General features: G+C 63.8%; 20 protein-coding genes and 1 pseudogene. 9 read left to right on the forward strand and 12 right to left on the reverse strand.

The genetic code is table 11. The features are described 5' to 3' along the window. Positions 1-34: 34 nt before the first annotated feature. The 5 genes from B5J99_RS15200 to B5J99_RS15220 all read right to left on the reverse strand — a co-directional run bounded on the left by B5J99_RS15200 (position 35) and on the right by B5J99_RS15220 (position 3,234). The gene (locus B5J99_RS15200) at positions 35-538 is read right to left on the reverse strand and encodes a hypothetical protein (protein ID WP_162892629.1); all 504 of its coding nucleotides are present in this window, start codon (positions 536-538) and stop codon (positions 35-37) included. After that, positions 535-975 carry a hypothetical protein gene (locus B5J99_RS15205; protein ID WP_117352867.1) on the reverse strand — a complete coding sequence of 147 codons (441 nt, stop codon included), beginning with the start codon at positions 973-975 and terminating at the stop codon, positions 535-537. Before B5J99_RS15205 ends, B5J99_RS15200 begins: the two co-directional genes overlap by 4 nt. 254 nt (positions 976-1,229) lie before the next feature. After that, positions 1,230-1,460: a hypothetical protein gene (locus tag B5J99_RS15210; protein ID WP_054135353.1), complete on the reverse strand. Its 231-nt coding sequence runs from the start codon at positions 1,458-1,460 to the stop codon at positions 1,230-1,232. 372 nt (positions 1,461-1,832) lie between these two features. Next, positions 1,833-2,870, reverse strand: coding sequence for an IS110 family RNA-guided transposase (locus B5J99_RS15215; protein ID WP_117351837.1), 1,038 nt, complete (start codon positions 2,868-2,870; stop codon positions 1,833-1,835). A 127-nt stretch (positions 2,871-2,997) separates the two neighbouring features. Then, positions 2,998-3,234, reverse strand: coding sequence for a hypothetical protein (locus B5J99_RS15220; protein ID WP_117352868.1), 237 nt, complete (start codon positions 3,232-3,234; stop codon positions 2,998-3,000). Between the two features lie 205 nt (positions 3,235-3,439). Between B5J99_RS15220 and B5J99_RS15225 the strand changes: the two genes are divergently transcribed. The 3 genes and pseudogenes from B5J99_RS15225 to B5J99_RS15235 all read left to right on the forward strand — a co-directional run bounded on the left by B5J99_RS15225 (position 3,440) and on the right by B5J99_RS15235 (position 5,187). Continuing rightward, positions 3,440-3,790: an ArsC family reductase gene (locus B5J99_RS15225; RefSeq protein WP_117352869.1), complete on the forward strand. Its 351-nt coding sequence runs from the start codon at positions 3,440-3,442 to the stop codon at positions 3,788-3,790. A 102-nt stretch (positions 3,791-3,892) separates the two neighbouring features. Continuing rightward, positions 3,893-4,177: a DUF427 domain-containing protein gene (locus B5J99_RS15230; protein WP_117352870.1), complete on the forward strand. Its 285-nt coding sequence runs from the start codon at positions 3,893-3,895 to the stop codon at positions 4,175-4,177. A 17-nt stretch (positions 4,178-4,194) separates the two neighbouring features. Beyond that, positions 4,195-5,187 (forward strand): annotated as a pseudogene (locus tag B5J99_RS15235) (glycerophosphodiester phosphodiesterase). Positions 5,188-5,199: 12 nt separating this feature from the next. On the opposite strand, the gene B5J99_RS15240 reads toward B5J99_RS15235, so the two are convergent. Beyond that, positions 5,200-6,294, reverse strand: a complete 1,095-nt coding sequence (locus tag B5J99_RS15240) for an endonuclease/exonuclease/phosphatase family protein (protein ID WP_117352871.1) — start codon at positions 6,292-6,294, stop codon at positions 5,200-5,202. A gap of 132 nt (positions 6,295-6,426) precedes the next feature. Between B5J99_RS15240 and panB the strand changes: the two genes are divergently transcribed. Further along, on the forward strand, positions 6,427-7,299 hold the full coding sequence (panB, locus tag B5J99_RS15245; RefSeq protein ID WP_117352872.1) for a 3-methyl-2-oxobutanoate hydroxymethyltransferase: 873 nt from the start codon (positions 6,427-6,429) through the stop codon (positions 7,297-7,299). Between the two features lie 122 nt (positions 7,300-7,421). On the opposite strand, the gene B5J99_RS15250 is transcribed toward panB, so the two are convergent. Then, a complete protein-coding gene (locus B5J99_RS15250; RefSeq protein ID WP_054135360.1) occupies positions 7,422-8,618 on the reverse strand; it encodes an acetyl-CoA C-acyltransferase in 1,197 nt (398 codons plus the stop codon). Between the two features lie 163 nt (positions 8,619-8,781). Here B5J99_RS15250 and B5J99_RS15255 point away from each other — a divergent pair, with 163 nt between their 5' ends. Then, positions 8,782-9,540 carry a prepilin peptidase gene (locus B5J99_RS15255; protein WP_211337832.1) on the forward strand — a complete coding sequence of 253 codons (759 nt, stop codon included), beginning with the start codon at positions 8,782-8,784 and terminating at the stop codon, positions 9,538-9,540. Positions 9,541-9,549: 9 nt separating this feature from the next. On the opposite strand, the gene B5J99_RS15260 is transcribed toward B5J99_RS15255, so the two are convergent. Continuing rightward, positions 9,550-9,771 (reverse strand): hypothetical protein, encoded by a 222-nt coding sequence (locus tag B5J99_RS15260; protein WP_117352873.1) that lies wholly within the window; start codon positions 9,769-9,771, stop codon positions 9,550-9,552. Between the two features lie 104 nt (positions 9,772-9,875). Continuing rightward, positions 9,876-11,834 (reverse strand): acetate--CoA ligase, encoded by a 1,959-nt coding sequence (acs, locus tag B5J99_RS15265; protein ID WP_117352874.1) that lies wholly within the window; start codon positions 11,832-11,834, stop codon positions 9,876-9,878. A 260-nt stretch (positions 11,835-12,094) separates the two neighbouring features. Here acs and B5J99_RS15270 point away from each other — a divergent pair, with 260 nt between their 5' ends. After that, positions 12,095-14,245, forward strand: coding sequence for a TonB-dependent receptor (locus tag B5J99_RS15270; RefSeq protein WP_117352875.1), 2,151 nt, complete (start codon positions 12,095-12,097; stop codon positions 14,243-14,245). A 216-nt stretch (positions 14,246-14,461) separates the two neighbouring features. On the opposite strand, the gene B5J99_RS15275 is transcribed toward B5J99_RS15270, so the two are convergent. Together B5J99_RS15275 and B5J99_RS15280 are read right to left on the reverse strand one after the other, a co-directional pair. Next, positions 14,462-15,952: a DEAD/DEAH box helicase gene (locus B5J99_RS15275; protein ID WP_117352876.1), complete on the reverse strand. Its 1,491-nt coding sequence runs from the start codon at positions 15,950-15,952 to the stop codon at positions 14,462-14,464. Positions 15,953-16,085: 133 nt separating this feature from the next. Further along, positions 16,086-16,619, reverse strand: coding sequence for a hypothetical protein (locus B5J99_RS15280; protein ID WP_117352877.1), 534 nt, complete (start codon positions 16,617-16,619; stop codon positions 16,086-16,088). 210 nt (positions 16,620-16,829) lie between these two features. On the opposite strand from B5J99_RS15280, the gene B5J99_RS15285 reads away from it, so the two are divergent. Both B5J99_RS15285 and B5J99_RS15290 read left to right on the forward strand, forming a co-directional pair. Continuing rightward, a complete protein-coding gene (locus B5J99_RS15285; RefSeq protein ID WP_117352878.1) occupies positions 16,830-18,266 on the forward strand; it encodes an FAD-binding oxidoreductase in 1,437 nt (478 codons plus the stop codon). 90 nt (positions 18,267-18,356) lie between these two features. Next, positions 18,357-19,142: a SapC family protein gene (locus B5J99_RS15290; RefSeq protein ID WP_054135367.1), complete on the forward strand. Its 786-nt coding sequence runs from the start codon at positions 18,357-18,359 to the stop codon at positions 19,140-19,142. 82 nt (positions 19,143-19,224) lie between these two features. Here B5J99_RS15290 and B5J99_RS15295 read toward each other — a convergent pair whose 3' ends face one another. Beyond that, positions 19,225-20,988, reverse strand: coding sequence for a class I adenylate-forming enzyme family protein (locus B5J99_RS15295; protein WP_117352879.1), 1,764 nt, complete (start codon positions 20,986-20,988; stop codon positions 19,225-19,227). Between the two features lie 291 nt (positions 20,989-21,279). Between B5J99_RS15295 and B5J99_RS15300 the strand changes: the two genes are divergently transcribed. After that, on the forward strand, positions 21,280-21,999 hold the full coding sequence (locus B5J99_RS15300; protein ID WP_054135369.1) for a Crp/Fnr family transcriptional regulator: 720 nt from the start codon (positions 21,280-21,282) through the stop codon (positions 21,997-21,999). Positions 22,000-22,022: the final 23 nt, after the last annotated feature.

The following is a 22,022-nucleotide window of genomic DNA, read 5'->3' on the forward strand; positions in this document are numbered from 1 at the left end:
CCGAACGAAGGTTTTTTCCCGAGATCCCCGCGCTTCAGCCTGTGGCCGCAGCAGATGGCTGTTTCGGGCACATCAAGGTGACTGTGCCAGCCTTGAAGTCATGGGTGAGCGACGCGCAGTGGCCGATCGTATCCAAGCCGATGTACAGCCGCTGGGTCGGGACCTTGCGCTTGCTGTCGCCCGTGACCACAATCTCGTCGAGATCCTGGTCGGGAGCAGCGCCGTCGGGGATGCCTTGGGAGTTGCCCATGTCCGAAACGCGGACTGCAAGATTGCGTATCTCCAGATCGCCGAGCATCAGGGGCCGATCGAGCTCTAGGCGGCGGATGGGACGCGGTATTTCATACAGGATCGGTGCCTCGCGGGCATCCCCGTTGAACCGCCCGCCATGCACATCGGCGATCCATCGCCCGCCGGTTGCAGTCACCACACTTTCTGCACGAGCCAGGGAGAACGCGACGTAGACCGGCTTGCCGCCAACGTCGATCTTCATGCCTGTCTGGCTGAGGCCCATATCCTTGTCGAGGGGGAAGGTCATCGCCTGATCGCCCGCCTGCAGGTCCCGCAAGACAAATATGGTGCGCCGGAACGGGAATGTGGCAGGGCCGGCAACGCCATCGGCGCCGCGGCCACTTTCCGGTCACTGAAAGCCGTGCGGCTCTTGAAGGACGTGGTTCCTGCACGATACTTTACATTGTCGGTTCGCAGGGCGATCTTCACCGGTCCGATCAAATACACATACCCGATCATGCTGGGCTTCAGCCCGACCTTCTCTGCCACATCGGCATTCACGGTCGGCACCGAGACGGCATCCGGTGCCAGGCGAAAGCGCACGGGTTGATTGTTGATGAACATCGCGACCGTGTCGCCCATTCGCACACTCAGATCGGCGGGCGGCGTGTTTGAGGGCTGTGCTGCCGCTTGCCCGGCGCACAGCGCAAGCGCGACCGTGAGGATTGATGCACGCCCCTGCATAAACGAACTCCCAGATAACCACCAACGACCCAAGAACCGGCCTGTGCCGAACCAGCAATCAACGCGTAGCATAGCTCGAAATGGCTTGCCTGTTTTCCGCCTTCGGATCGACAAATGAATTTCAGGTTGCAGCAATACCGGAAGGAAAGTCGCCCTCCCCGGCTTGGAGGTGCATCGCCTCCGAGTAACTGCTGTTTATTGGTCGAATTCGCAACGACAGGTTGGCTTTATTGCAAAACAGTCTGATGGAGCCCTCATTGCTTCTTGGCGCGTTCCGTTGACCAGAACATCAAGGCGAGACCGAGCCCGACCATGATCAGCGAAAGCGGCGCGGCATATTGCATGAACGTTGCAATCTGTTCGCCAGACCAGCTGGTCTTGACGGTGTCAGCCAACAATTCTGCGCCCTTCAACAGCCCGGCATGAAGCCAGAAGGCCGCCAGGATCATGAAGGTGCCGCACAATAGGGCAAATGCCAGGGCCATGGTCCGAGTTCGCGTCATGGGAAACCATTCTCCCCTTACAGGAAACTGCCCCTTCTTTTTAACCCGCCCGGCAATCCTCGAAAAGGGCTCGTTTGCCAAATGGCGTCTGTGGATGGCTCCCGCGTTGCAAGCATAAAGTGATGATCAGGTGATGGGTCGGGTGCAGTCGTCTGTCCGGCCTGTTGATGCAGTCGGCATGGACTGCTGGCCCTGATGGGGTCCGCGAACATGGTCCCGATCGGCTTTGCAGGCTGTAACGCCTTCGCCATTCGTTGGGTTGTCCTTGTTCCCGGTCCGACCGGTTCGTTCCATCACATCGCTTTGCTCTCACAACGTCGTGAAGCTGATCTCCTCAGCTAAGCTCTTGATCTCTCATGCAGCCAGTATCGGCGCATGACCGCGCTCGAAGACTCCGCCCCGCGCCATGATCGCCCATGCGATCCGCGCCATCTTGTTGGCGATGGCAACCGAGGCGACGCGCGCGGGCTTTCTGGCGAGTAGAGCAACAAAGCGCGGATCGACCGTCTCGGGCTTGCTCCTGGCAGATCGGATCAATGCGGTTGCACCGACAACGAGCAGCTGGCGCAGATAGTTGTCGCCCATCTTGGTGATCCGCCCGAGGCGTTCCTTGCCACCGCTCGATCGCTGGCGCGGTGTCAGCCCCAGCCAGGCTGCGAACTGTCGTCCCGACTTGAACTGTGCGGCGTCGCCTACCGATGCGGCGAGCGCAGTAGCGCCAACGGGTCCGATGCCAGGGATCGTTGCAAGGCGCCGGGCCCGTTCGTCACTGCGCTGCAGAGCAGCAAGACGAAGATCGAGCTTGCGCAACTGTGTGTGCAGTTGGAGCACCTGCCCGGCTAGCACACCGACGACGTTCGCCGCTTCGTCCGGCAGATCTAGCTCGGCCTCACCATCGACGATCTTTCGCGCCATCTGCAACGCCTTTTCAACGCCGACCGGGATCGCAATGCCGAGCTCGGCAAGCACGCAGCGCATCATGTTGACCAGCTGCGTGCGCTGCTTGATCAGCAGGCTGCGCGCACGGTGGATCGACAGCGCGGCCTGCTGCTCGCGCGATTTGATCGGCACGAACCGCATCGTCTGGCGCGTCACCGCTTCGCAGATCGCCTCGGCATCGGCAGCGTCGTTCTTGCCGCGCTTCACGTAAGGCTTCACGTAAGACGCCGGCATCAGCCGAACTTCGTGCCCGAGCTTCGTCAGCTCGCGCGCCCAGTGATGCGACGTCCCGCAGGCCTCGGCGCCCACCAGGCACGGCGGTAGCTTTGCGAAGAACGGCAAGACCTGCGCTCGCCGCAGTGTCTTGCGGAGCACCACCTCACCGGTGGCGCTCACGCCGTGAACCTGAAAAACATTCTTGGCCAGATCGAGGCCGATTGTGCTAATCTCCATGACGGGTGGCTCCTTTGCTCGGGTTTGCATGACAGCAACCCATATTGGCACCAAGATGCCGTGAGCGGGAGCCATCCACCTCATCCGCTTTGTTCAGTCATGCTTCGCAGGGCGTTTTCGAAGAATTTCAGGCTTGCCGCTGGGACTTTATTGAAGCGTGACGGAAGGTTGCAAGAAGCACGACCAAACCGATTACGTTGAAAAGACCGCCTGAAACAACCGTCACAAGCTCGAGCCAGCCATCAAACTGCATTCCCGCGAAAATCAGCGAATTGCCCGCGAAGATCGTAGCTAGCGCTCGCCACATCAGGAGATGGCCTCTGGTGACAACGACGTTTTCATCGAGGTTACTAAAAACTGCCATAGGTAACGCTCGCATACACGAGGGGAATTCGCAACCGACCGTACGGTCAAAAGTTCAAAGGCTGAGACTGACGGTGGGAAGTCGGCTTGGGGGGGCGTTTGCTGAACGACGCCTTTTTTGACGGCGGTACGAAAAGCTGGCATCTCGATTGCCTCCGAAAAAATCCCACGCCCACCGGGCACGGCAAGAATGCGCAAGGACATCGATGACCAAGATCACTCTCCACGGCATCCCCAATTGCGACACGATGAAGAAGGCGCGCGTCTGGCTCGAGGCGCAGGGACTGGCCTATGATTTCCACGACTACAAGAAAGTCGGGATAACCTCCGGCAAGCTGAACGCCTGGGCGGATGTCGTAGGATGGGAGGTGCTGCTCAACAAGGCGGGCACGACCTTCCGCAACCTCCCCGACGCGGACAAGGCGGACATCACCCGTGACAAGGCGATCGCGCTGATGGTCGAGCAGCCTTCGCTGATCAAGCGGCCGGTGCTGGAGCATCCCGGCGGCGTGCTGGTCGGCTTCAAGCCGGATGTCTATGCGAGCGCACTCGGCTGAAAATTCGGCCTGAAGATTTGGCCTGAAGATTTGGGCTGCGCCGCTGTCATATCGCTGTCTCCGTCCCCATCTACGAGGGATCACTGACAGGAGAATGCAGTCATGCCCAAGGCCATCTGGAACGGTACCGTCATCGCCGAGAGCGACGATACCGTCGTAGTCGAGCGCAACCACTATTTCCCGCGCGACAGCGTTCGCGCCGATCTGCTCAAACCCAGCGCCACCACCAGTGTGTGCGGCTGGAAGGGCACCGCCTCTTATTATTCGCTCGAGGTCGACGGCAAGACCAATGCCGACGCCGTATGGTATTACCCTGAGCCCAAGGATGCGGCCAAGGAGATCACCGACCGGCTCGCGTTCTGGAAGGGCGTCGAGGTCACCGCGTGATCCTGAGCGCCTTCATGATGCTCGCGAGCAGCGCCAACCCCCTCGTCATCGCGCATCGCGGGGCGAGCGGGGAGCGGCCCGAGCATACGCTCGAGGCCTATGCTCTGGCGATCGATCAGGGGGCAGATTTTATCGAGCCCGACCTTGTCAGCACCCGCGACGGCGTGCTGGTGGCGCGGCACGAGAACGAGATTTCCGAGACCACCGACGTCGCTGCGCGACCTGAGTTTGCCAGCCGCAAGACCAGCAAGCTGATCGACGGCCAGACGCTCACGGGCTGGTTCACCGAGGATTTCACGCTCGCCGAATTGAAGACGCTGCGCGCGAAGGAGCGTCTCCCGCAGCTGCGCAAGGCGAACACCGCGTTCGATGGGCGCTACGAAGTGCCGACGCTGGCTGAAATCATCGCGCTGGTGCGCAAGCGGCAAAGCGAGACGGGGCGGACGATCGGGCTGTATCCCGAAACCAAGCACCCCAGCTATTTCCGCTCGATCGGGCTCCCGATCGAGGAGAAGCTGGTCACGATGCTGGGCGATGCCGGCTATGACGGAGCGGCCGACCCTGTCTTCATCCAGAGCTTCGAGGTCGAGAACCTTAAACGCCTGCGCGGCATGACCAAGCTGCCGCTGGTGCAGCTGATGGCGGGCGCCTTCGGCCCACCCGATCTGCCCGGTATAACGTAGGCCGAAATGAGCACGCAGCAGGGCCTTGCCGATATCGCGCGATACGCCAATGCGATCGGAGTAGAAAAGGCGATGGTCATCCCGCGCGATGCCAGCGGCGATCTGGCCGAGCCGACGGCGCTGGTGCGCGACGCGCATGCGGCGGGCCTGAAGATCCATGTCTGGACGTTCCGCCGCGAGAACTATTTCCTGTCGAAAGATCTGCGCATCGGCACCGACCCTGCCGGGACCGGCAATGTCACCGCCGATATTCGCGCATTCCTCGCCACGGGGATCGACGGCTATTTTACCGACAATGTCGTAGAAGGCGTCGCCGCCGCCCGGTGACGAGACGCGCGATCAGGGCGGAGGCGGCGATCCGCCCGATGCGGTCCCTTCCTCCCGCGCGGCCTGCTTGCCGTCACGGATCGCCTCGCGCATGTCCTTGTGATCGGCGGCATCGGGGGTTGCGGGCTCGTCGTTGAGCACCTTGGCGGCACGCGGCGCCAGGCAGACCTTGGCCAGCACCGGGAGATGGTCCGACCCCACATTTTCCAGCACCTTCATGTCCACCAAGGTAAAATCTGGCGACATGAACAGATGGTCGAGCGGCCAGCGCAGCCCGGGCAGATTGGCCGGGAAGGTCGCGTACAGCCCGCGGCCGATGCGCGGATCGAGATAGCCCCCGATCCGCTTGAACATCTGCGAGGTGCGCGACCAGGCGACATCGTTGAAATCGCCCATTGCAAGCACGGGCAGCTTCGTTTCCTTGGCGTGGCGCGCGGCGATCGCGATCTCGCCATCCCGCTTTTCGGTGTCCTCGCCCGGCTGGGGCGGACGCGGGTGCAGGCCGATATAGCGGAACTGCGCACCTGCCTTGGTCTGCATGGTCGCGAACACCGATGGGGTTTCCTTGTCGATCAGCCAGGTGATCTCGGCATCCTCCACCGGCAGCCGCGACAGCAGGATCAGCCCGTAGAGATTGTCGAGCGGCGCGGACGAGCGGTGGGGATAACGGTCGATGACAGGCTTGAGGGCATCTTCCCACAGCTTGTCGGTTTCCAGCAGCAGCACGATGTCAGGGTCTTCACGGTCGATCAGCTCGATCGTGCGCGCGTAATCGCGGTTGGTCTGCAGCACGTTGAACGAGAAAGCGGAGATGCAGTTTTCACGGTTGATAACCGCCTTTGCGACCTCGGTCTTGGCGAAGGGGGTATACGGATAGATGCGAAAGCCCTGCCAGCCGATTACCAGCAGCATCGCCACCACAACCGCGGCGCGGACCCATCCGGTCAGCACCGGGACCGCTGCGACCAGAGCGATCGCGGCAAGCACCATCAGCGCGACACGCGGAAAGTCCCACATGCGGATGTACCAGCGATAGCTGGTCAGCAGGCTGAGCGTCGTGCCGGTTGCGGCAATGGCGGCCAGCACAAAAACAAGGATTCGCAGCATCCTGAATCATATCCGTTGTGGAAGGAAAAGAGAGGACCCTTGTCGCGTGCTGCGCGGGATTAGGCAAGCGCGGCGTCCCTTACTGCGCCGTTGTGTTTGCAGAGCGCCGTGTGCGCCGCTACACCTGCCTCTATGTCCACGACCTACACGCTCGATACATCGACCAGCCGCGCCAATCCGACGCCCGCGCCCATGAAGCGCCTGACCGTGCCCGGGATCCAGCGGCGCAAGGCAGGTGGCGTCACCGATATGCCGGTGGTGATGCTCACCGCCTACACTGCGCGCATGGCGCAGTTGCTCGATCCGCATTGCGACATGCTGCTGGTGGGCGATTCGCTGGGCCAGGTGATATATGGCCTGCCCAGCACGGTGCCCGTCACGCTCGAGATGATGGCCGCGCATGGCGCTGCGGTGGTGCGTGGCAGCTATCACAGCATCGTCGTCATCGACATGCCGTTCGGCAGCTATGAAGCGTCGCCCGAGCAGGCCTTTGCCAGCGCCGCACGATTGCTCAAGGAAACCGGCGCGGCGGCAGTCAAGCTCGAGGGTGGCGCCGCGATGGCGCCCACCGTGCGCTTTCTCACCGAGCGCGGCATCCCCGTGGTCGGCCATGTCGGGCTGACCCCACAGGCGATCAACATCCTGGGCAGCTATGCTGCGCGCGGGCGTTCGGGAGCCGAAGCCGACAAGATCGTCAGCGATGCGGTTGCGCTCGACAAGGCAGGCGCCTTTGCCATCGTCGTCGAAGGCGTGGTCGAACCGATTGCCATCGCGGTGACAGAGGCTGTGGCCGCGATCGTCATCGGTATCGGCGCGTCTGCACATTGCGATGGCCAGGTGCTGGTCACCGAAGACATGCTGGGCCTGTTCGAACGCACCGCGCGCTTCGTGAAGAAGTACGAGAACCTTGCAGGCGTGATCGAAACCGCGGTGAAGAGCTATTCCGCCGAAGTCACCGCGCGCAGCTTCCCCAGCGCCGACCAAACCTACGCGCCGAAGGACTGACCTTCGTCATTCCCGCGCACGCGGGGATCCCGCTTTCTTTGACCTTGGCGCAGAAGCGGGCCCCCCCGCCTTCGCGGGGGTGACGTTCAAATTGTTCTACCGGTGGCAGAGCTGCCGTCGCCTCAGATCAGCTCAAGCGCCACCGCGGTCGCCTCGCCGCCACCGATGCACAGCGACGCAACGCCGCGCGTGCCGCCGCGCGTCTGCAACGCGGAGATCAGCGTCGCGATGATCCGCGCACCGCTGGCGCCGATCGGGTGGCCCAGCGCGGTCGCACCGCCATGGACATTGACCTTGTCGTGGGGGATGCCGAGGTCGCGCATGGCGATCATCGAGACGCAGGCGAACGCCTCGTTGACCTCGAACAGATCGACGTCATCGACGCTCCAACCGGCCTTTTCCATCGCCTTGCGGCTCGCATCGACCGGCGCGGTGGTGAACTTTGCCGGGGCATGCGCGTGCGCCGCGTGGCTGACGATCCGCGCGACCGGCTTGAGACCGAGGCGATCGGCCACGCTCTGCCGCGTCAGCACCAGAGCTGCTGCGCCATCGGAGATCGACGAGGCGTTGGCGGCGGTGATCGTGCCATCCTTGGCGAAGGCGGGCTTGAGCGTCGGGATCTTGCTGGCGTCGCCCTTGAGCGGCTGCTCGTCCTTGTCGACCGTCTCGGTGCCCTTGCGGCCCGTGATTTCCACCGCGACGATCTCGCGGTCGAACGCGCCCGAGGTCTGCGCATGCTGCGCACGGGTCAGCGAAGTCACCGCATAGTCATCCTGTGCCTCGCGGGTGAATTGATATTCGCCTGCGGTTTCCTCGGCAAAGCTGCCCATAGCGCGGCCCGGTTCATAGGCATCTTCGAGGCCATCGAGGAACATGTGGTCCATCACCCGGTCATGCCCGATCCGCGCCCCTCCGCGGTGCTTGGTCAGCAGGTACGGCGCGTTGGTCATGCTTTCCATGCCGCCAGCCACCAGCAGGTCGACCGAACCCGATGCCAGCGCCTCGGCGCCCATGATCGTGGCCTGCATTCCGCTTCCGCACATCTTGTTGACCGTGGTGGCCTCGACGGATGTCGGCAAACCAGCCTTGAGCGCAGCCTGGCGCGCGGGAGCCTGGCCGAGGCCTGCGGGCAGAACGCAGCCCATGTAGATCCGCTCGACATCGCCGCCCGATACTCCGGCGCGCTCGACCGCTGCCTTGACTGCCGTGGCGCCCAGATCGGTCGCGCTCGCACCGGACAGGCTGCCTTGAAAGCTGCCCATCGGGGTGCGCGCATAGGACAGGATGACGACGGGATCGGCGGCGGAAAAAGCGGTCATGACATTCGGTCCTCTGGCAGGTTCAATGATGCGGTTTCCCCTAGAGCAAGCTGCGGTGCATTTCAAATGCCGCACGCGTCATGCAAAAGCGCTTTTCACGCGCGACCCAAGCCCGCTAAGGCTTAGGACGCGTCCCCCTTCCCGGTGCAAGGCTATTGAAACGATGTTTGCGCCCCTGCTGCAGCACCCCGTGATCGCACCGATCGCCGCAGCGATAATCGGGGTAATCCTCGGCAGCTTCATCGCCGCACTGGTCAGCCGCTGGCCGCAGGGACGATCGGTGCTGTCCGGTCGTTCGCATTGCGAATCGTGCGATACGGTGCTGCGCCCCTGGCACCTCGTACCGGTCATCTCCTGGCTGGCACTTCGTGGGCGGTGCGCCATCTGCAACGCGGCGATCGGACCCGACACGCTGGTCATCGAGCTTTTTGCCGCCGCGATCGGCGCGCTCGCGTTCGCGCTGCACCCGGGCTGGGCGGGGCTGGGCATCGCCGCCTTTGGTTGGCTGCTGCTGCCGCTCGCCTGGCTCGATCTGCGGCACTATTGGTTGCCGCACCCGCTCACCCTGGCGCTGGCCATCGGCGGATTGATCGCAGGTTTTGCAGGCCTCCCCCCCGATGTGACCAGCCGGCTGATAGGCGCAGGCGCGGGTCTGGCGATGCTGTGGGGCATCGCGCTGGCCTATCGCACGCTGCGCGGGCGCGACGGACTGGGCGGCGGCGACCCGCTGCTGCTGGGCGCGATCGGGCTGTGGCTGGGCTGGCAGGCGCTGCCGCTCGTGCTGCTGATCGCGAGCGGCGCAGGCCTTGCCATCGCGCTCGTCCTGCAGGCGCGCGGCACCGTACTCGACAACGCGACCCGCTTTCCATTGGGCACATTGATGGCAGCGGCGGCCTGGCCGGTGGCTTTGCTCAGCTTTTAGAGTCTGGTCTTAGCGACGCGTCGCCTTGCGCAGGCCGTTGCTCAAAAAGGTCTGGCCGCGCTGCGATACGGAAAACGTGCCGCTGGCGAGCAATGCCAGAAAGCCGATGCCGATGATCAGCCCGGACGAGGCTCCGATGGCGAGCAGGATCAGCATCACGCCGACGAAAGGTGCAGCTATCAGACCGAACAGGCCCGCGACGACGAGCGTGGATTGCAGTGTATCAAACATGGTGGAGAATTTCCGGCAAAGCTGCGAAGCCGCAGAAATCGAACGACAAAATAGCCAAGCCGATGCCCTATCATGCCAAAGTCGCGGCGTGCTGGCCAGCGATTTTACACCACCCTGCGCCCCGCGATCAGCGCATCGACCACCGCCGGATCGGCCAATGTGCTGGTATCCCCCAATGCCCCGACGTCATTCTCTGCGATCTTGCGCAATATCCGCCGCATGATCTTGCCGCTGCGGGTCTTGGGCAGCGCGGGGGTGAAGTGGAGGTGGTCGGGTGTCGCGATCGGGCCGATCTCCTTGCGGACCAGCGCCTTCAGCTCTGCGGTCAGCGCATCGTCTGCCTCCTCACCGACATTGAGCGTGACATAGCAGTAGATGCCCTGCCCCTTGATGTCGTGCGGGAAACCGACGACCGCAGCCTCGGCGACGCGCGGATGCAGCACCAGCGCGCTTTCGACCTCGGCGGTGCCCATGCGGTGGCCGGACACGTTGATGACATCGTCCACCCGGCCCGTGATCCGGTAATAGCCGTCCTCGTCGCGCTTGCAGCCGTCTCCGGTGAAATACTTGCCCTTGTAGGTGCTGAAATAGGTCTGCACGAAGCGGTCATGGTCGCCATAGACCGTGCGCGCCTGTCCCGGCCACGAAGCGGCGATGCACAGGTTGCCCTCGGTCGCGCCATCCAGGATGTTGCCATCGGCATCGACCAGCTCGGGATCGATTCCGAAGAACGGCAGCCCTGCGCTGCCCGGACGCATCGCATGCGCATAAGGCAGGGTAGTGATCATGATCCCGCCGGTTTCGGTCTGCCACCATGTGTCGATCACCGGCGTCTGTCCCTTGCCCACGACGCGGTGATACCAGCGCCACGCCTCGGGGTTGATCGGCTCACCCACCGAACCGATCAGCCGCAGCGCGGACAGGTCGTGCCTCTCGACCGGCGCGTCGCCCTCGCGCATCAGCGCGCGGATCGCGGTCGGCGCGGTGTAGAAGATGTTGACGCCGTGGCGTTCGCACATGTCCCAGAACCGGCTGTGGTCGGGGTAATTGGGAACGCCTTCGAACAGCAGGCTGGTCGCGCGGTTGAGCAGCGGGCCGTATACCGAATAGCTGTGACCGGTGACCCAGCCGATATCGGCGGTGCACCAATAGACCTCGCCGGGGCGGTAATCGAAGGCGTAGTGGAACGTCGTCGCGACCCAGACGGCATAGCCGCCGGTGGTGTGGAGAACGCCCTTGGGCTTGCCGGTCGATCCCGAGGTGTAGAGAATGAATAGAGGGTCCTCCGCCCCCATCGGCTCGCAGGGACACGTCGCAGGGACGGTCGCGGCAACGTCGCGATACCAGTGGTCGCGGCCTTCGGTCATCGTGACATCGGAGCCGGTATGCCGAACGACCAGCACCGCCTCGACATCGATGCCGTGCTGCTCCAGCGCGGCATCGACATTGGCCTTGAGCGGCACCGTCTTGCCGCCGCGCATCCCGGCATCGGCGGTGACGATGAAGCGGCTCGCGCAATCCTCGATCCGCCCGGCCAGCGCCTCGGGCGAGAACCCGCCGAACACCACCGAATGCACCGCGCCGATCCGCGCGCAGGCAAGCATCGCGATCGCGCCTTCGAGCACCATCGGCATGTAGATGGTGACCCGGTCGCCCTTCTGTGCGCCAAGCGTCTTGAGCGCACCCGCCATCGCCTGAACCTCGCGCAGCAGGTCGTCATAGGTCAGCGAGCGCACATCACCCGGGGTGTCACCTTCCCAGATCAGTGCGGTGTCGCCGCCATGCCCTGCGAAGACATGTCGATCGACGCAGTTGAAGCACAGGTTGAGTTCGCCATCCTCGTACCAGCGGATGTCGACCGGATCGAACGACGATCGATTGATCCGCGTCGGCTTGGCGCTCCAGTCAATCCGGTCCGCCTGCAGCGCCCAGAAGCCATCCGGATCGCGCAGCGATGCCGCATAAAGCTCGCCATATTGTGCAGGCGTGCACCATGTTTCGGGGTCAACCGGAGGCGCGATCAGCGCCTCTGCCGTGGCGTCCTGGGGGGTGGGGCTGGTCATGAGCAATGTCCTTGGCAGGATGGGGGGCCGCATCGGCCTGGGCGTGCCGTGGTTTTGCAGCAACCGCCCCCCATCGGCAACCCGTCGCAAACCGGCGCATGGTGGCTATATTGATATTGATATAACATTACACCAGTGCTAGCGGACACGCGAACAGCCGCCTGGGTGGCATCCGGGTCATCCGCCCGCGTGACCCACACACCACAAGGCAACTGGCGGCTGCAACCTGAAAAAACAAATAACGGGAGCATTCTTTGACCATGCGCAGCACGCTTTTGCTCGTTTCCTCCTCGCTCAGCCTCGGCACAGCCTTGCTGGCCCCCCTGCCCGCGCTGGCGCAGCAGACCGCTTCCCCGGTGGAAGCCGGAGACGAGGACGAGGGCGATGATTTCCATCGCAATCGCGGCATCATTGTCACCGCGCCGTTTGTGCGCGACCTCAGCATCCTTGCCGGCACATCCGAGCTTTCGGGCGACGATCTGTCGCGCGAGGCCCGCTCGCAGATCGGCGATTCGCTGACCAAGCTTCCCGGCGTTTCGGCGACCAGCTTCTCGCCCGGCGCCTCGCGCCCCGTGCTGCGCGGTTTTCAGGGCGAACGCATCCGCGTGCTGACCGATGGCATCGGCACGATCGACGTGTCCAACACCTCGCCCGACCATGGCGTGACGGTCGAACCCATCATCCTCGACCGCATCGAAGTGCTGCGCGGCCCCGCCGTGCTGCTGTTCGGCGGCCAGGCTGTGGGCGGCGCGGTCAACGCGATCGACAAGCGCATCCCGCGCGAAGTGCCCGAAGAGCCATTCCACCTTGATGCGCTGGCCACTTATGGCAGCGCCGCGGACGAGCGCAGCTTCGGCGCCAGCCTCGATGTTCCGCTGACATCCAAGCTCGTGCTGCATCTCGATGGAAGCTATCGCAAGTCCAACGACATGCGCGTCGGCGGCTTCGTACTATCACCCGGGTTGCGCGCCGAGCAGCTGGAAGAAGCGGCTGAAGAGCGCGCAGAAGGCAATATCGAGGAAGCGCAAGAGGCAGAGGAACTCGCCGGCCTGCGCGGTCGCATCCCCAACACCGGGACCGAGACCTACAGCTTTGGCGGCGGCCTGGCCTATATCGGCGAGGGCGGCAGCTTCGGTGTCTCGGGCAGCTATTACAACAGCCTCTACGGCGTTCCGGAACGTCCCGGCGCGGGCCATCACCATGGCGAGGAAGGCGAAGAGGAAGCCGGCGGCGAGGAAGAGGAAGGTCCGGTGACCATCGGTCTCGACCAGATCAAGGTCGACTTCCGCGGCGAAGTGTTCCTGCCCGGCTTTTTCGAAGCGCTGCGCCTGCGTGCATCCTATGCCGATTTCAAGCAGACCGAGTTCGAAGGTGACGAGGTGGGCACCGTGTTCACCAACGAGGGCATCGAATCGCGGCTCGAGCTGGTGCAGCGCGAGCGCGGTGGCTGGCGCGGTGCCAGCGGCGTGCAGTATGTCCACCGCGACTTCAGCGCCGTCGGCGCCGAAGCATTCGTGCCGCCCAATGTGACCGATCAGATCGGCTTCTTCACACTGCAGGAAATCCGCTCGGGCAATTTCGAGATCGAAGGCGCCGCGCGCTACGACAAGGTCAACGTCAAGTCGCAGGTGCTGGGCGTGGAGCGTGACTTCAATTCCTATTCGTTCGCACTGGGCGCTGCCTATATCGCCAACGACCAGCTGCGGATCGGCGTCAACCTCAACCGCGCCCAGCGCGCTCCGGCGGCCGAGGAACTGTTCTCCAACGGCCCGCACATCGCGACCCAGGCTTTCGAGATCGGCAACCCCGATTTCACCACCGAAAAGAGCTGGGGCGGCGAGGCCTATATCCGCTGGTCCACGCCCGATGTCAGCCTTGCGCTCACTGGCTTCTACAACCGCTTCGACGACTTCATCATCGACGTGCCCACGGGGCTCGAGGAAGATGATCTGCCGGTGTTCCAGTTCATCCAGAACGATGCGAAATATTATGGTCTCGAGGCCGAGGCTTCGGTGATCTTTGCGCGCGCCGGCGGCTTCCGCTTCAGCGCGGATGGCGTGGCCGATTACGTCCATGCCTCGCTCGACGGTCTGGGTCCTGTACCGCGCATCCCCCCGCTGCGCCTGCTGGGCGGGCTGGAAGCGCAGAGCGATACGGTATCGCTGCGCGCCGAGGTCGAGTGGTTCGACGATCAGCAGCGCAATGCCAATTTCGAGACCGAAACCGATGGCTTCACGCTGGTCAATGCCAGCGCTTCGTGGAAGCCGTTCGGCGCCTCGCGCGGGGTGACGCTGATCGCGTCCGCCAATAACATCTTTGATGTCGTCGGTCGCCGCGCAGCCAGCTTTACCAAGGACTTCGCTCCGCTCGCGGGCCGCGACTTCCGCATCTCGGCGAAGTTCAGCTTCTGACGCATTGACTCATGCGCCCCTGTTCTTCGGCCTGAGTCGCAGAACAGGGGCTTTGGTTGTGTTGAGATATCCCTCGTACCCACGTTATTCCGGCGATCGCAGGAATCCCGCTCTTCTTCGCGCAATAGGCGTAGAAGCGGGACCCCCGCCTTCGCGGGGGTGACGAGGGAACTCGAGCAATGAGATGTAAGGGCTACGAACTGCCCCGTAGCAGGTTCAGCTCTCGCCGAAGCCCACCGACAGGAAGTCCGGCATCGGACCGTTCCAGCCATCATCGGGACCATCGTCGCGATCGTTCGAACGCCGCGGCTTGGAAGCTGCCGGGCGACGGTCGGCCGAGCGCGGGCGATCCTCGCGGGGCTTGCTGTCGCGGGACCTGTCTTCACGCGGTCTGTCTTCCCGGGGCTTTGCCTCGCGCGGTTCGCGGCGTGGCTTTTCCTCGCGGATTTCCTCTCCAGCGACGTCTGCTGCCGGTGCGCGATCCTCGCGAGGAGCGCGCGCCTTGGCTTCGCCGCGAGCGGTCCTGCGCCGGGGCGCACGCTCTTCGGGTTCACGGGCCTTGGCGGGCTTGGCTTCCGCGCTCGAACCACCAGGATCAGCCACGGTGATCTCGGGGATCGTCGTTCCGATCAGCTTTTCAATGTTGGCGAGCGCCTCGGCGTCTTCCTCGGTGATGAAGGTATAGGCCTTGCCGGTCGCCCCTGCCCGGCCCGTACGGCCGATGCGGTGGACATAGTCATCGGGATGCCACGGCGCGTCATAGTTGAACACATGGCTGACGCCCTTGATGTCCAGCCCGCGCGCGGCGACGTCTGACGCCACCAGGATGTTGATCGTGCCGTCCTTGAACTTGTCGAGCTCGGCGATGCGGTCGCGCTGTTCCATGTCGCCATGGATCTCGCCCGAATCGAAGCCGCCCTGGCGCAGCGCCTTGTTGAGGTCGCGCACCGTGGTCTTGCGGTTGCAGAAGATGATCGCGGTGTGGACGCCGGCATCGAGCATCGCAAACAGCGTATCGCGCTTGCGCCGCGACTGGACGCGGACCTTGCCCTGCTCGATCGAGGCGTTGGCGCTCGCAGGCCTGGCGACCTCGATGTACTTCGGGCTGGTCAGGAAGCGGTCGGAGAGCTTCTTGATCGGCGGCGGCATGGTTGCCGAAAACAGCAGCGTCTGGCGCGTTGCGGGCAGCCGGGTGCAGATCGTTTCGATGTCGGGAATGAAGCCCATGTCGAGCATGCGGTCGGCCTCGTCGATCACCAGCAGCCCGCAACCGGTCAGCAGGATGTTGCCGCGATCGTAGAGGTCCATCAGGCGACCCGGGGTCGCTATGAGCACATCGACGCCCTTTTCGAGCGCCTTGATCTGGTCGCCCATCGACACGCCGCCGATCAGCAGCGCCATCGAAAGCTTGTGATACTTGCCGTATTTGTCGAAATTCTCTGCCACCTGGGCGGCGAGCTCGCGGGTGGGCTCGAGGATCAGCGAGCGAGGCATGCGCGCGCGGCTGCGGCCTTCGCCCAGCACGTCGATCATCGGCAGAACGAATGCGGCGGTCTTGCCGGTGCCGGTCTGCGCAATGCCGATGATGTCCTTGCCCATCAGGACCGACGGGATGGCCTGCGCCTGGATCGCGGTCGGGGTCGTATAGCCGGAATCAGTGACCGCCTGGATCAATTTTTCGGAAAGGCCGAGATCGGCAAATATCATAGAGTATCCAGATTAAGGCAGCAGCGCACACACAGTTCGTCGCGCTATCGATGCAGGGCCATGGGCCACGCGGGTGCTCTGCGCAAACATCGGTCAAAAGTCAACCATTGTGCGTTGACATGCAAATGCCCGATCAATCTTCCGGGACCAATTGACGCAGTTTTTCGACTTCGCATTTGCTCCCCGACCGCGCCTGAAGCAGATCGCGGTCGACGCACAACCGGCCATCGCCGCTGCGCTCCATGTAAAAGCCCTGATAGAATTCGCGCGCGCTGCAGGTGCGTTCGAGCTGCGCCTCGATCATCCGCTGGTCGCGCATGAACAGTACCAGCATGTCGTCGTTGATTACCCGCACCCCGGAGACGTCGCGCATCGCCAGGCATTTGCCGACCTTGCGCCGCTCGAAGCGTGGCGGTTCGGGCGGGGGTGCCTGGCGCGGGGCTGGCATGGGAAGCAGTGAGGACCGCGAAATCGACTGGCGCGGCACGCGGATGATCAGCCGCTGCTCGATCCGCACCTGGCCCAGGCTCGGCGGTATCGGCGTGAGCGCGCGTGTCACCGACTGTGGTAATCCAGTTTCGACAGGCTGGCTGTCGACGGCGCGTTCGTCCGATGCGGGCCACGCGCCCAGCATCAACAGCGCAAACAGGACGTCAACATAAGCCATGGCCGCGTACGGCTACCCTCCGGACCCTCAGACTGCAGCTGCAGCCACCCCATGCCCCGGGTTAAGCCGGGCGATTGAACCGTGCATTAACGCTGCGCCAGTTCGTCCTGCAAGCCACGATTTACCCCATCGCCTGTTGCTTTCGCGCCACGGTCTTTTGCCATAGCAGCGCCGTTGTTTGCAGCCCGCGACAGGTGTAACAGACTGGCCATGATCGAAGCACCCGTTCGCCCCGCCCTGCTGGACCAGATCGCTGCCATCGTCGGCGCCAAAGGCCTTACCACCGACCCCACCGATCTTGCCCCGTGGCTGACCGATTGGCGCGGGCGTTATCATGGCGCGGCCATCGCCATGGTTGCCCCCGCAAACGCGGCGGAACTGAGCGCTGTCGTCAGCCTGGCCGCGAGCACTCGCACCCCGATCGTGCCGCAGGGCGGCAACAGCGGCATGGTCGGCGGCGCGACCCCCGACGCCACCGGCACCGCTTTGTTGCTCAGCACCCGGCGAATGAACGCGATCCGGGCCATCGACCCCCAGGCGCGGACGGTGGTGGCGGAGGCTGGCGTAGTACTGCAGACGCTGCACGAGGCGGTGGCGGCGCAGGGCTTGCGCTTTCCGCTCACCCTTGGTGGCAAGGGCTCGGCCACGGTCGGCGGGCTGGTCTCGACCAATGCCGGCGGCACCCAGGTGCTGCGCCACGGCACGATGCGCGCGCTGGTCGAGGGGATCGAGGCGGTGCTGCCGGATGGGTCGCTCTACGAGGGTCTGGTGACACTCAAGAAGGACAACCGCGGCTATGATCTGAAGCACCTGCTGATCGGCGCGGAAGGGACGCTGGGGATCGTGACCGCGGCCACGCTGAAGCTGGTGCCGGCGCTGGTCGACAGGGCCGTGGTCTGGGCCGGCGTGGAATCGCCGCTTGCCGCGCGGCAGTTGCTGCTGATGCTGGAAGCGCGCGCGGGCCGCGAGATGGAGGGCTTCGAGATCGTGCCCCAGCGCTGCCTCACGAATGTGCTGCGGCATATCCCCGGAACCCGCGCCCCGCTCGGCGCGCCCTGCCCTTGGCATGTGCTGGTCGAATTTGCCCGCGACACGGCGGATGCGCCCGCGCCCGAGGCGTTTGCGCAAGCCCTGATGGCCGAAGCGTTCGAGCGCGGCCTCGTGCTTGATGCTGCGATCTCGGCCAGCGAATCGCAGGCCGAGGCGTTCTGGAAGCTGCGCGATTCCATCTCCGAGGCCGAACGCGCCGAAGGACCAGCAATGCAGCACGACATCAGCGTGCCCGTTGCGGCGATGGCGCAGTTCATCATCGATGCCGGTGCCGCGGTCGAGGCACGGTTTGACGGCACGGAGGTCGCGGCCTTCGGGCATATGGGCGATGGCAATGTCCACTTTCACGTAGCAGCCCCGCGCGGCGCCGATCCAGCCCGGTGGCCCAACGATCCCGGCAAGGAAATCAGTGCTTTCGTCCACGATCTGGTGGTGGCAGCGGGCGGTTCGATCTCTGCCGAACATGGCATCGGCCAGATGAAGCGCGACGAGCTGGCGCGGCTCAGCGATCCTGCGCGGATGGGCGCGATGCACGCGATCAAGCGTGCGCTCGATCCGCAAGGCATCATGAATCCGGGCAAGCTGGTCGCGGGCTGAACGCAGTCCCTCTTGCGCCGGGCCTGCGGGCAACTTAAGGCGCGAACTCCGACTAACCATCAAGTCAACAGTTTCAGCGGAGAATAGTTCATGGCCAGTGCGCCGCAAGCCAACCGTCTGCCGGTCCTTTTCAACGACCTGGTGCCGCTCAATTCCAACGACCACGCCAAGTTTCGGTCGCGGACCCTGGACGGCGCGCACTTCCTCAAGAACCAGCACGCCATCCCGCTGACCGTGGAAGAGTTTCCCGCAGCCCAGCGCCATTACCCGATCATCTTCTCCGCCGGTCCCGATCCCGTGCCGCTGGCGCTGATGGGCATGAACGAAGGCGTCAACGTCTTCCTCGACGACAACGGCAAGTATCGTCAGCCTGCCTATGTGCCGGCCTATGTCCGTCGTTATCCCTTCATGCTCGCACGTTTGCGTCCAGATGCCGACGAGCTGTCGCTGTGCTTCGACCCGACCTGCGAGGCTCTGGGCGAGTTCGAGGAAGGCGATGCGCTGTTCGACGGCGACCAGCCCAGCGAAACCACCAAGAACATCCTGCAGTTCTGCGAGGATTTCGAGCGCGCGGTTCAGGGTACCGCCTTCTTCATGGAAGAGCTCAAGAAGCACGACCTGCTGATGGACGGCGAGCTTAAGATCGAGCACCAGTCGCTCGCCCAGCCCTTCGTCTATCAGGGCTTCCAGATGGTCAACGAAGAGAAGCTGCGCGACATGCGCGGCGACGAACTGCGCAAGCTGAGCCAGAACGGCGCCCTGCCGCTGATCCACGCGCATCTGTTCTCGCTGCAGGTGATGCGCGATCTGTTCGCCCAGCAGGCTGCGGACGGCAAGGTGCCCAACCTTCCGGCAGAAGCCACCCAGACCAAGTAATCACCAGATCAGGTGATTGCATTCATCGGCTGCTGCGCCCCCGGCATCTCCGGGCAGCGCAGCAGCCGATGTGCGTTTGCTGTCAGCCGAAAAGTCCGGCGAGATCCTTTTTCAGGATCTTGCCATTGGCGTTGCGCGGAAGCGTATCCGTGCAGAACACGATCCGCACCGGCACCTTGAACGCGGCGAGACGCTCGCGCACCCAGGCCTGCAGTTCCGCCTCGCTGGCATGGGTTCCGGGAGCCAGGTGCACCACCGCCGCCGGTTCTTCTCCCAATGTGCGATGCGGCAGGCCGATCAACGCGGCATCGGTGACCGCGGGGTGATCGTAGAGCACGTTCTCCACCTCTGACGAATAGATGTTCTCGCCGCCGCGGATGATCATGTCCTTGGCGCGGTCGACGATGTAGCAAAAGCCCTCCTCGTCGAGGCGCGCCAGATCGCCGGTGCGCACCCAGCCATCGACAAAGGTGGCGGCGCTGGCCTCGGGCTTGTTCCAATAGCCTTTGACGATCTGCGGCCCCCTCGCCCACAGCTCGCCAACCTCGCCGACCCCAAGCTCGGTCACGCCATCGGCATCCATGATCTTGAGGTCGCTGACCGGCACGGCAGGGCCGCAGCTGTCGGGGCGGTTGAGATAGTCCTCGGCCGAGTGGCTGGTCACCGTCGCCATGGTTTCGGTCATGCCCCAGCCATTGCCGGGCAACGCGCCGAAGATGTCGCGGATCTTGCGCACCAGCTCGGGTGCAGACGGCGCACCGCCATAGGAAATCGACTTGAGCGAGCTCAGATCATACTTGTCGCGATCGGGATGCTCGATCAGCTGCCAGGCAATGGTCGGGACCCCGCCGGTGGCGGTGACGCGCTCGCGCTCGATAATTTCGAGCGCCTTCACCGTATCCCAGCGGTGCATGAACACCATGGTCGACCCGCCGAACATGATCCCGGTCATCCCCGCGCTGCAGGCGGTGACATGGAACAACGGGATAACCGTCAGCATCACGGCGGGTTCGGGCGCGGGCGGCGCCTCGCCGCGCCTCAGCGCGCTGCGGACCCCGGCATAGGCCGTGGTCAGGATGTTGGTTGTCATGTTGCGATGGCTGCCCAGCGCGCCCTTGGGGTTGCCGGTGGTACCGCTGGTGTAGAAGATGGTCGCAGCATCCTCAGGAGCCAGCGCGATATCCGGCAAGGTCGCTGCATCGAGCGCCGTATAGCCGTGCGGCGAACCTATCAGGTCCTCCAATGGCTTCGCCTTGTGCGGCAGGTCGCTCGTGCTGCGGGTGACGAGGATGCTCTCAAGGTCTTCCAGTTCGGAAAGATACGGGCTGATCCGGTCGAGGCGTTCCCCATCGGCAATCAGCAGCCGGGCGCCGGAATCGGAAATGCCATAGGCCAGCTCGCCCCCTGTCCACCAGGCGTTGAGCGGCACCGCGATCGCCCCCAGGCTGACGATCGCGAAAAACGCCACCGGCCATTCGGGCAGATTGCGCATCGCCAGCGCCACCCGGTCGCCCTTGCCAATGCCTGCCGCCTGCAACGCATGCGCCAGTGTCGCGGTCGCACGGAACCAAGCTTCATAGCTGACCCGTTCGTTCTCATAGACGATGAAAGTCCGCTCCCCATGCGCCCGCGCCGCAAGCGCAAGCGCGGCGAGGCTTGGCGGCGCATTCTTCCAGCACCGGGTAGCAACGCCTTCCACCTCGACCGTCTCGATCTCGAACGGCTGACCCGGCGCGCACAAGATCGCCTCGATCTGCTTGATCGACATCGCAGGCCATCCCAAAGGCGGCGCCCACGATGACGCGGCGTAGCCTTGGGGCGCGGGCGTGGTTTCCGTTATCGTCATGGCTTGGCGATCCTCTAACATCATTTTTCTGTGTTGCGACAACACTATGCAAATGGATGCGCGGCGCAATCACTCAATTGCAGGATCGATTCAGGCAGGCGTGCGTAGGCATCCCTAGCAACCGGATGCTCTTTATAACATAGGTTAATTTACTGAATTTACTGGATAATTAATCTCAAGCACCTAAATTGGGCGCGCCGGGCATGGGTTTGAGATCAAAGCCGAGGATTTTGCGGTGTGCCGCCGCAGCGTCCACAATACAGGAGGCCAACCTTGTTCGACAGCTGTTTTGTGGCACGTCTGAACCGCTATCTCGATCTGACGCCGTCCGAAAGGGATGCGATCACGCAGCTCGAGCGCGACCCGAAGAATTACGCTGCCGGCACGACGCTGTGGACCGAAGGGGATGACGTTTCCGAACTTCTGATCGTGCACCAGGGCTGGGCACTGTCTGAAACGCGGCTGACCGGCGGCAAGCGCCAGATCCTGCGCTTTCATTTTTCGGGCGATCTGATCGGAGCATCCGGGATCGCGTTTCGCGACGCGCCCGCCAGCATCGTGGCGGCCACCGACATGGTCGTCTGCCGATTCCCGCGCATGGCCCTGGGCGAGACGTTTATCGCCCACCCCCGGCTGGCGGCGTTGTTCTTCTCCATCAGCCAGATGGAAAGCATCGATCTGTCCGACCGCCTGCGCGCCATGGGGCGCAGCGAGGGCAAGGCGCGGCTCGCCAACCTGTTCCTCTCGATCGCCGCGCGTATGCGCGCGGTGACCGGCGAGCACAATCCGGTGGTGCGCATTCCGCTGACCCAGAGCGATCTGGGTGATGCGGTTGGCCTCACCCAGGTTCACGTCAACCGGCTGATCCGCCAGATGACCGAAGAGAAACTGATCACCCGCAACCGCAGCACGGTGACGCTGCTTGATGAGCAGGGGCTGGTTGACCTCTCCCGCTTCGTCGATCGTTTCAGCTCTGTCGATTCAAGCTGGTTCCCCCCTGCGGCGGGATGACCGCCCTGCCAGTATCTGTCGTC

Origin of the sequence: Blastomonas fulva, from assembly GCF_003431825.1 — a bacterium.
Lineage (GTDB): Bacteria > Pseudomonadota > Alphaproteobacteria > Sphingomonadales > Sphingomonadaceae > Blastomonas > Blastomonas fulva.

Coding starts and splice junctions, on each gene's coding strand:
- B5J99_RS15200 (WP_162892629.1), bottom strand. CDS start 538: ATGACCTTCCCCCTCGACAAGGATATGGGCCTCAGCCAGACAGGCATG.
- B5J99_RS15205 (WP_117352867.1), bottom strand. CDS start 975: ATGCAGGGGCGTGCATCAATCCTCACGGTCGCGCTTGCGCTGTGCGCC.
- B5J99_RS15210 (WP_054135353.1), bottom strand. CDS start 1,460: ATGGCCCTGGCATTTGCCCTATTGTGCGGCACCTTCATGATCCTGGCG.
- B5J99_RS15215 (WP_117351837.1), bottom strand. CDS start 2,870: ATGGAGATTAGCACAATCGGCCTCGATCTGGCCAAGAATGTTTTTCAG.
- B5J99_RS15220 (WP_117352868.1), bottom strand. CDS start 3,234: ATGGCAGTTTTTAGTAACCTCGATGAAAACGTCGTTGTCACCAGAGGC.
- B5J99_RS15225 (WP_117352869.1), top strand. CDS start 3,440: ATGACCAAGATCACTCTCCACGGCATCCCCAATTGCGACACGATGAAG.
- B5J99_RS15230 (WP_117352870.1), top strand. CDS start 3,893: ATGCCCAAGGCCATCTGGAACGGTACCGTCATCGCCGAGAGCGACGAT.
- B5J99_RS15240 (WP_117352871.1), bottom strand. CDS start 6,294: ATGCTGCGAATCCTTGTTTTTGTGCTGGCCGCCATTGCCGCAACCGGC.
- panB (WP_117352872.1), top strand. CDS start 6,427: ATGTCCACGACCTACACGCTCGATACATCGACCAGCCGCGCCAATCCG.
- B5J99_RS15250 (WP_054135360.1), bottom strand. CDS start 8,618: ATGACCGCTTTTTCCGCCGCCGATCCCGTCGTCATCCTGTCCTATGCG.
- B5J99_RS15255 (WP_211337832.1), top strand. CDS start 8,782: ATGTTTGCGCCCCTGCTGCAGCACCCCGTGATCGCACCGATCGCCGCA.
- B5J99_RS15260 (WP_117352873.1), bottom strand. CDS start 9,771: ATGTTTGATACACTGCAATCCACGCTCGTCGTCGCGGGCCTGTTCGGT.
- acs (WP_117352874.1), bottom strand. CDS start 11,834: ATGACCAGCCCCACCCCCCAGGACGCCACGGCAGAGGCGCTGATCGCG.
- B5J99_RS15270 (WP_117352875.1), top strand. CDS start 12,095: ATGCGCAGCACGCTTTTGCTCGTTTCCTCCTCGCTCAGCCTCGGCACA.
- B5J99_RS15275 (WP_117352876.1), bottom strand. CDS start 15,952: ATGATATTTGCCGATCTCGGCCTTTCCGAAAAATTGATCCAGGCGGTC.
- B5J99_RS15280 (WP_117352877.1), bottom strand. CDS start 16,619: ATGGCTTATGTTGACGTCCTGTTTGCGCTGTTGATGCTGGGCGCGTGG.
- B5J99_RS15285 (WP_117352878.1), top strand. CDS start 16,830: ATGATCGAAGCACCCGTTCGCCCCGCCCTGCTGGACCAGATCGCTGCC.
- B5J99_RS15290 (WP_054135367.1), top strand. CDS start 18,357: ATGGCCAGTGCGCCGCAAGCCAACCGTCTGCCGGTCCTTTTCAACGAC.
- B5J99_RS15295 (WP_117352879.1), bottom strand. CDS start 20,988: ATGACGATAACGGAAACCACGCCCGCGCCCCAAGGCTACGCCGCGTCA.